Source organism: Micromonospora sp. KC723 (assembly GCF_004348595.1).
In the GTDB taxonomy this organism is placed as follows: Bacteria; Actinomycetota; Actinomycetes; order Mycobacteriales; family Micromonosporaceae; genus Micromonospora.
In genome coordinates this window covers 23,336-29,867 of sequence record NZ_SMKD01000067.1, presented here as the reverse complement: position 1 = coordinate 29,867, position 6,532 = coordinate 23,336, and the positions used below count along the sequence as shown (strand labels likewise).

The window sequence follows — 6,532 nt, the reverse complement described above, 5'->3', positions numbered from 1 at the left end:
GGCCCGTTCCCGCCCGCACCCGGTACGACGCTCACCCCGCCGGTGCCGCCGACGGAGTACCCGCCCGGCCCGACACTCGCGGTGCCGCCCCCGCGGCCCGCGTCGGCGTCGCCGCATCCGGCCGCGGCCGTCACCGGGCCGCCCGCGCCGCCGCCCACCTCGTGGTACCAGCCGGTGTGGCAGCAGGGCACCCCGCACGGCGGGGTGCCGCAGCAACCGCAGTCGGTGACCCGGCCGGAGGCGGCCTGGACACCGGAGGGGCCGGCCCCGACCGCCGAGGACTTCGCCCGCCGCCGGCAGGCCCGTCCCGCCGATCCGGTGGCCACGATGGGCGTACGGGCGGTGGTGAACCGAATCGGGCTGGTCAAGCTTCCGCCGGGGCGGCACGAACAGGAGGTGAAGCGGGACATCGAGATGGTCCGGCGCAACTTCGGCGGGCTGCGCCAGGTGACGGTGGTCAACCCGAAGGGCGGCGCGGGCAAGACGGTGGCGATCCTGCTGCTCGCGATGACCTTCGGGCAGAAACGCGGCGGGTACGTGCTGGCCTGGGACAACAACGAGACCCAGGGCACCCTCGGGATGCGCGCCCAGCAGGACTTCCACTCCCGTACGGTCCGGGACATGTTGCGTGACCTCGGGCAGTTCCAGGGCGCGCACGGACGTATCGGCGACCTGTCGCAGTACGTCCGCTCACAGGGCGAGGGGATGTTCGACGTGCTCGCCTCGGACGAGTCGGCGACCGGCGGGGAGATGCTGACCGCGGCGGCGTTCGCCGAGATCCGCGAGGTGGTGAGCCGTTTCTACAAGCTCATCTTCGTGGACACCGGAAACAACGTGCGGGCGCAGAACTGGCAGGCCGCGATGGACGCCACCGACCAACTCGTGGTCACCATGTCGGCCCGTAACGACTCGGCGGAGACCGCCGCGCGGATGCTGGACCATCTGGAGCAGAGCGGCCGGCAGCGGCTCGTCCGGCAGGCGGTGACGGTGGTGTCCATGCCGCCCTCACGCAAGGAGATCGACCTGCCGGCGATCCAGGAACACTTCGCCGCCCGGACGAGGGCGGTGCTGCTGGCACCGTACGAGCGGCTTATCGACACCGGGGAGCCGATCCGGTACGGCGGGCTCTCCTCGGCCACCCGGGACGCCTGGCTGAAGATCGCCGCCGCGGTGGCCGAAGGGCTCTGACCCCGGCCGGAGCCGGCGGATACCGCGCCGGCCGCCGGTACGGGTGTCGGACCGGCGGCGGCGCGGCTGTGGCCAGGTGGCGGGGTGGGCGCCCGCGCCGGTCAGACCTGGGCGCCGGCCAGGGCGTCCCCGGCGGCCGGGTCGCAGTCCCGGAGGAACTGGGCGCAACGGGCTGCCTCGTCGGCCTCGCCGATCTCCCCGGCGGCCCGGGAGAGCACGTACAGGCAGCGGAGGAAGCCCTGGTTGGGCGCGTGGGACCAGGGCACCGGGCCGTGCCCCTTCCAGCCGCTGCGGCGCAGCTGGTCCAGGCCCCGGTGGTAGCCGGTGCGGGCGTAGGCGTACGCCGGGATGACCTGACCGGCGTCGAACGCCCGGCCCGCGAGCGCCGCCCAGGCCGCGCTGTGGGTCGGGAAGCGGGCCGCGACCTCGGCGTACGCCTCGTCGGTGCCCTGCTGGGCGGCGGAGGCCAGGGCCGCGTCGGCCGCGTCGTGCGCCGGTAGGAGAGTGGCCGGTGGCTCAGGCAACAGGTTCTGCATCGCCCCATTCAACCCGCTTCGCCCAGCGGCGCGCGAGGGGGTCCGGCGCGGCGCGCTGGCTGAACGGTGGATCGGCCGGCCCGCCGGCGGGCCGGGCCGGGACAACCCCGCGGCCCATGCCGCGACGCAAAGTCTTCCACTACAACTATTGGTCCGGAGCCTCCCCAGGACCGGTAACGCAGGAGCCCGGTGGCCGGACCGCCGGGCTCCTGCCCTTCCCGTCTTGGTCCCGCAGGGCCACGCCGGGCCGGATGGGGCCGCGGGTGGCGTTGGGCAGGTTGTGGCGGATGGGCAGGATGGGCGTGTGCCCACCCCACCACCCACGGACGTCATCGCGCCCGACGACACCAGCCACGACGAGATCGAGACCCGCGCCGAGTTCGACCGGTGGCTGGCCACCGGGAGCCTCTCCGGGCTGACCGTCCAGGGGCTGCGTCTCGACCTCGCCCCGGTCCCCGACCTGACCACCGTCGACGTGACGGGCACCCTCTTCGTGGGCTGCCGGTTCGTCGACCGGGAGGTCGGCGCCGACCTGGTGCGGCGCGGCGCGAACGTGGTGCCGCCGTTCTCCGGGCTGCCGTACCCGACCCAGCCGTCGCACCTGTACACCCCTGACGACCTGGCGGCCGGCTTCGCCGAGGGCGGCTTCGCCGGCATGTACGACACCCGGGTGTACGCGCACTTCCGCGCGCACGGCGGGGCGTTGCCGGACGTGCGGGAGGCGCTCGGCCAGCGGTTGCACGACCACGGCGTCGACAACGCCCTGACCGACGCGACCCGGGCGTGGCTGGCCGCCCACGGTCCGCAGTCGGTGGTGGGCGTGATGGGCGGGCACGCGGTGCCGCGCGGCAGCGGGCCGTACCGGATGGCGGCCGTACTGGGCTGGGAGCTGGCCCGGGCCGACCGGCTGGTGGTGACCGGCGGCGGACCCGGCGTGATGGAGGCGGCGAACCTCGGCGCGTTCCTGGCCGCCTGGCCGGCCGACGAGCTGAACGCGGCGATCGACCTGCTCGCGGCGGCCCCCGACTTCACCGACCACGACCGCTACACCGCGGCGGCGCTGGCCGTCCGCGCGCGGTACGCCACGCCCCCGGCCGTTTCGCGGCAGCGGAGGCCGGGGCTGGACTGGGCCCGCACCGGTGGACTGGCCATCCCCACCTGGCTGTACGGCCACGAACCGGCGAACCTCTTCGCCGGGAGGATCGCCAAGTACTTCTCCAACGCCATCCGGGAGGACACCATCCTGCGGCTGGCCCGGGGCGGGATCGTCTTCGCGCCCGGCCGGGCCGGCACGGTGCAGGAGGTGTTCCAGGCGGCGACCAAGACGTACTACGGCACCGACGGGGCGAGCGGGGCGTACGTCTTCCTGGACCGGGCGTACTGGACCACAGAGCTGCCGGTCGAGTCGCTGCTGCGGCCACTGTTCGCCAACTCCCCGTTCGGTGACCTGTCCACGACGGTGCACCTGACCGACGACGTCCGGGAGGCCGTACGGGTGCTCACGGCGACGGCGTGAACGCGCCGACGGCCGGCGTCCCGGATCGGGGACGCCGGCCGTCGTGCCGTCACGCGCAGGTCACTTCAACTTGGTGCCGGTGGAGCGCAGGTGCTCACACGCCTCCACGACGCGGGCGGCCATGCCGGCCTCGGCGGCCTTGCCCCAGACACGCGGGTCGTACATCTTCTTGTTGCCGACCTCGCCGTCGACCTTCAGCACGCCGTCGTAGTTGCGGAACATGTGGTCCGCGACCGGCCGGGTGAAGGTGTACTGGGTGTCGGTGTCGATGTTCATCTTCACCACGCCGTAGTCCAGCGCCTCGCGGATCTCCGACAGCAGCGAGCCGGAACCGCCGTGGAACACCAGGCTGAGCGGCTTCTCCTGGCCGTACTTGGCGCCGACGGCGAGCTGGATGTGGTTGAGCACCTCGGGGCGGAGCTTGACGTTGCCCGGCTTGTAGACGCCGTGCACGTTGCCGAAGGTCAGCGCCGCCATGTAGCGGCCCTTCTCACCCAGGCCGAGCGCGTCGACCATGGCCAGGCCGTCCTCGACGGTGGTGTAGAGCTTGTCGTTGATGGCGTTCTCGACGCCGTCCTCCTCGCCGCCGACGACACCGACCTCGATCTCCAGGACGATCTTGCCCTTGGCGGCCTCGTCGAGCAGCTGCGCGGCGATCTCCAGGTTCTCCGCCACCGGCACCGCCGAGCCGTCCCACATGTGCGACTGGAACAGCGGCTCCTGGCCGTTCTTGACCCGCTCCTGCGAGATGGCCATCAGGGGCCGGACGAACTTGTCCAGCTTCTCCTTCGGGCAGTGGTCGGTGTGCAGCGCGATGTTGACCGGGTACTTCTTCGCCACCTCGTGCGCGTACGCGGCGAAGGCGACCGCGCCGGTGACCATGTCCTTGATCGACGGGCCGGAGAGGTACTCGGCGCCACCGGTGGAGACCTGGATGATGCCGTCGCTCTCCGCGTCGGCGAAGCCCTTCAGCGCCGCGTTCAGGGTCTGCGACGACGTCACGTTGATCGCGGGGTACGCGTACCGGCCGGCCTTGGCCCGGTCCAGCATCTCCGCGTAAGTCTCGGGGGAAGCGATGGGCATGTCGAACGCTCCTTACTTACCGCTCTCGGCCGCGCTGGCCGCTGTCTTCCATCGGGTGCGCCGGACCGCGCTGTCCACCGCCGGAAGTATCCCGTAGGAGCTGGCGGTCTACACACCCGCCCCGGCGCCCGCCCACCAGGGCGGTCACCGGCGCTCCAGACGGTCCGGCACGACCACGCTGATCAACCAGGTCACCACCGTCATCACGATGGCCCCCCAGAACGCCGCCCAGAAGCCCGCCACCCGGAACGGCAGGTCGAGCCCGCGCGCGATCCAGTCGGTGAGCAGGAACAGCAACGCGTTGACGACCAGCGCGATCAGGCCGAGCGTGAGCAGGTAGAACACACAACCGACCACCTTGATGACCGGCTTGAGCACCGCGTTCACCACACCGAAGATCAACGCCACGGCGAGCAGGGTGAGCGCGGTGTTCGTGCCGGTGCGGCCGGAGACGTCGACCCCGGGTACGACCAGCGTGGTGACCCACAACGCGATCGCCGTGATCGCCAACCGGATCAGGAAGCCCACGCCCCCATCCTGGCACCGCCGGACGCCGCCGGTGGTGTGATCCACCGAGTCCGCTCGCCCGCCCACCGGGCGACAACCGCCCGCAACCCGTACCGTGTGGGTGGAAATCCGCCGGAACTCAGGAGGACGACGATGGGTCACCCCGAAGAGGAGTTCACCCCGAGCGACCACCTCAGCCCGGAGGAACGCGACCTGGAGGCCGAGCCGGCCGACGCGGTCGAGCAGGCCACGGTGGCCGGCCCCTCCGAGGACGACGGTGAGCCGCACCGCGGCCTGGAGGTCGCCGACTGGGACGCGATGGAGCAGGCCCGGGTGGTCACCGCCGACGAGGACGACTACCGCTGACAACGGGTGCCGGGTCGGGTCACCTGGTCGCGGTGACCCGACCCGGGTGCTCCGCCACCCACCGCGCCAGCCGGGCAGCCCTCGCCGCTGGCGGAGCAGGTCGACCGAGGCCGCGCCGTCGAGTCGCTGACAGCCGGCACGGAAGACCCGCGAGGTGTGCACGGACACGACCCGGCCGGGCAGGCAGACCTCCACCCCGCCGAGCAGGTCGGTCAGCTCGTACCCCCGGGCCAGGTCGGGGCGGCCCTCGCCGGCGCCGAACGCGAAGGCGTCGCCGGTGCCTGGGGCGCGAGCGTGGTCTGGCCTGGACGAGCTGGTCTTCGCCATCCTGGCCTGCGAGTCGGAGCCGGTGGACCCGCGACTGTGAACCACCGTCGCACCCCGGCCGGGGGTTCCCGCTCCGAGCCGGCTGTGACGTCGCCCACCGGCCGGGAACGGGCGGCACCTACACTACGGGGCGTGCCGCCGCCGGTGGCGGACGAACCGCCACCATCCACAGGCAGACTCGGAGGTCACCCGCGATGCCCACCACCACGCTCGCCCTGGGCCCGGACTGGCTGGATCCGGAGTGGCTGATCTCGGCCTTCGGGCTGCTCGGCATCCTGGTGATCGTCTTTGCCGAGTCCGGCCTGCTGATCGGCTTCTTCCTGCCGGGTGACTCGCTGCTGTTCACGGCCGGGCTGCTCACCGCCGACGGCCAGTACATCAAGTACCCGCTCTGGTTGGTGTGCCTGCTGATCACCCTCGCCGCGATCGCCGGTGACCAGGTCGGCTACGCCTTCGGGCGCAAGGTCGGGCCGGCGCTGTTCCGGCGGCCGAACTCCCGGTTGTTCAAGCAGGAGAACGCGATCAAGGCGCACGAGTTCTTCGAGAAGTACGGCGCCCGGTCGATCGTGCTGGCACGGTTCGTGCCGATCGTGCGGACCTTCACGCCGATCGTCGCCGGGGTGAGCCGGATGCGCTACCGGACCTTCGTGATCTACAACGTGGTCGGCGGCATCCTCTGGGGCACCGGCGTGACCGTACTCGGCTACTTCCTCGGCCAGATCCCGTTCGTGAAGGCCAACATCGAGATGATCCTCATCGGGATCGTGGTGCTCTCGGTTTTCCCCATCGTGGTGGAGCTGCTGCGGGCACGGATGGCCGCCAAGCGGGGCACCACGCCCGAGGAGGTGGCGGCGGCCGAGGAGGCCATCCGGGAGACCCGCGAGCACTACGGGCAGTACTGACCGGCAGGACGACGATGGCCGGCCCCGGGAAGGGCCGGCCATCACGTGTCTGTCCACGAACCCCTGCTGGCACGGATCGTGACTGCCGTCGACGGGCAGGCGTCAAC

The 6,532-nt window shown here is 72.1% G+C and carries 7 protein-coding genes; 4 read left to right on the top strand and 3 right to left on the bottom strand.

Features of this window, described 5'->3' with window-relative positions; translation table 11 throughout:
- Positions 1–1,188, top strand: a 1,188-nt coding sequence (locus E1165_RS16550) for a MinD/ParA family protein (RefSeq protein ID WP_371687355.1), incomplete at its 5' end; no start/stop codon positions are given.
- 101 nt (positions 1,189–1,289) lie between these two features.
- On the opposite strand, the gene E1165_RS16545 is transcribed toward E1165_RS16550, so the two are convergent.
- Complete coding sequence (locus E1165_RS16545; RefSeq protein WP_132392433.1) at positions 1,290–1,724, bottom strand: DUF3151 domain-containing protein; 435 nt, start codon at positions 1,722–1,724, stop codon at positions 1,290–1,292.
- A gap of 304 nt (positions 1,725–2,028) precedes the next feature.
- Between E1165_RS16545 and E1165_RS16540 the strand changes: the two genes are divergently transcribed.
- Positions 2,029–3,240, top strand: coding sequence for an LOG family protein (locus E1165_RS16540; RefSeq protein WP_207916917.1), 1,212 nt, complete (start codon positions 2,029–2,031; stop codon positions 3,238–3,240).
- Positions 3,241–3,300: 60 nt separating this feature from the next.
- Here the strand turns inward: E1165_RS16540 and fbaA are convergent, their stop codons facing one another.
- Both fbaA and E1165_RS16530 read right to left on the bottom strand, forming a co-directional pair.
- Positions 3,301–4,323, bottom strand: coding sequence for a class II fructose-bisphosphate aldolase (fbaA, locus tag E1165_RS16535; protein WP_132392429.1), 1,023 nt, complete (start codon positions 4,321–4,323; stop codon positions 3,301–3,303).
- 144 nt (positions 4,324–4,467) lie between these two features.
- Positions 4,468–4,851: a phage holin family protein gene (locus E1165_RS16530; RefSeq protein WP_132392427.1), complete on the bottom strand. Its 384-nt coding sequence runs from the start codon at positions 4,849–4,851 to the stop codon at positions 4,468–4,470.
- Positions 4,852–4,983: 132 nt separating this feature from the next.
- Here E1165_RS16530 and E1165_RS16525 point away from each other — a divergent pair, with 132 nt between their 5' ends.
- Both E1165_RS16525 and E1165_RS16515 read left to right on the top strand, forming a co-directional pair.
- Complete coding sequence (locus E1165_RS16525) at positions 4,984–5,196, top strand: hypothetical protein (RefSeq protein WP_132392425.1); 213 nt, start codon at positions 4,984–4,986, stop codon at positions 5,194–5,196.
- 521 nt (positions 5,197–5,717) lie between these two features.
- Positions 5,718–6,425, top strand: coding sequence for a DedA family protein (locus E1165_RS16515; RefSeq protein ID WP_132392421.1), 708 nt, complete (start codon positions 5,718–5,720; stop codon positions 6,423–6,425).
- Positions 6,426–6,532 lie beyond the last annotated feature (107 nt).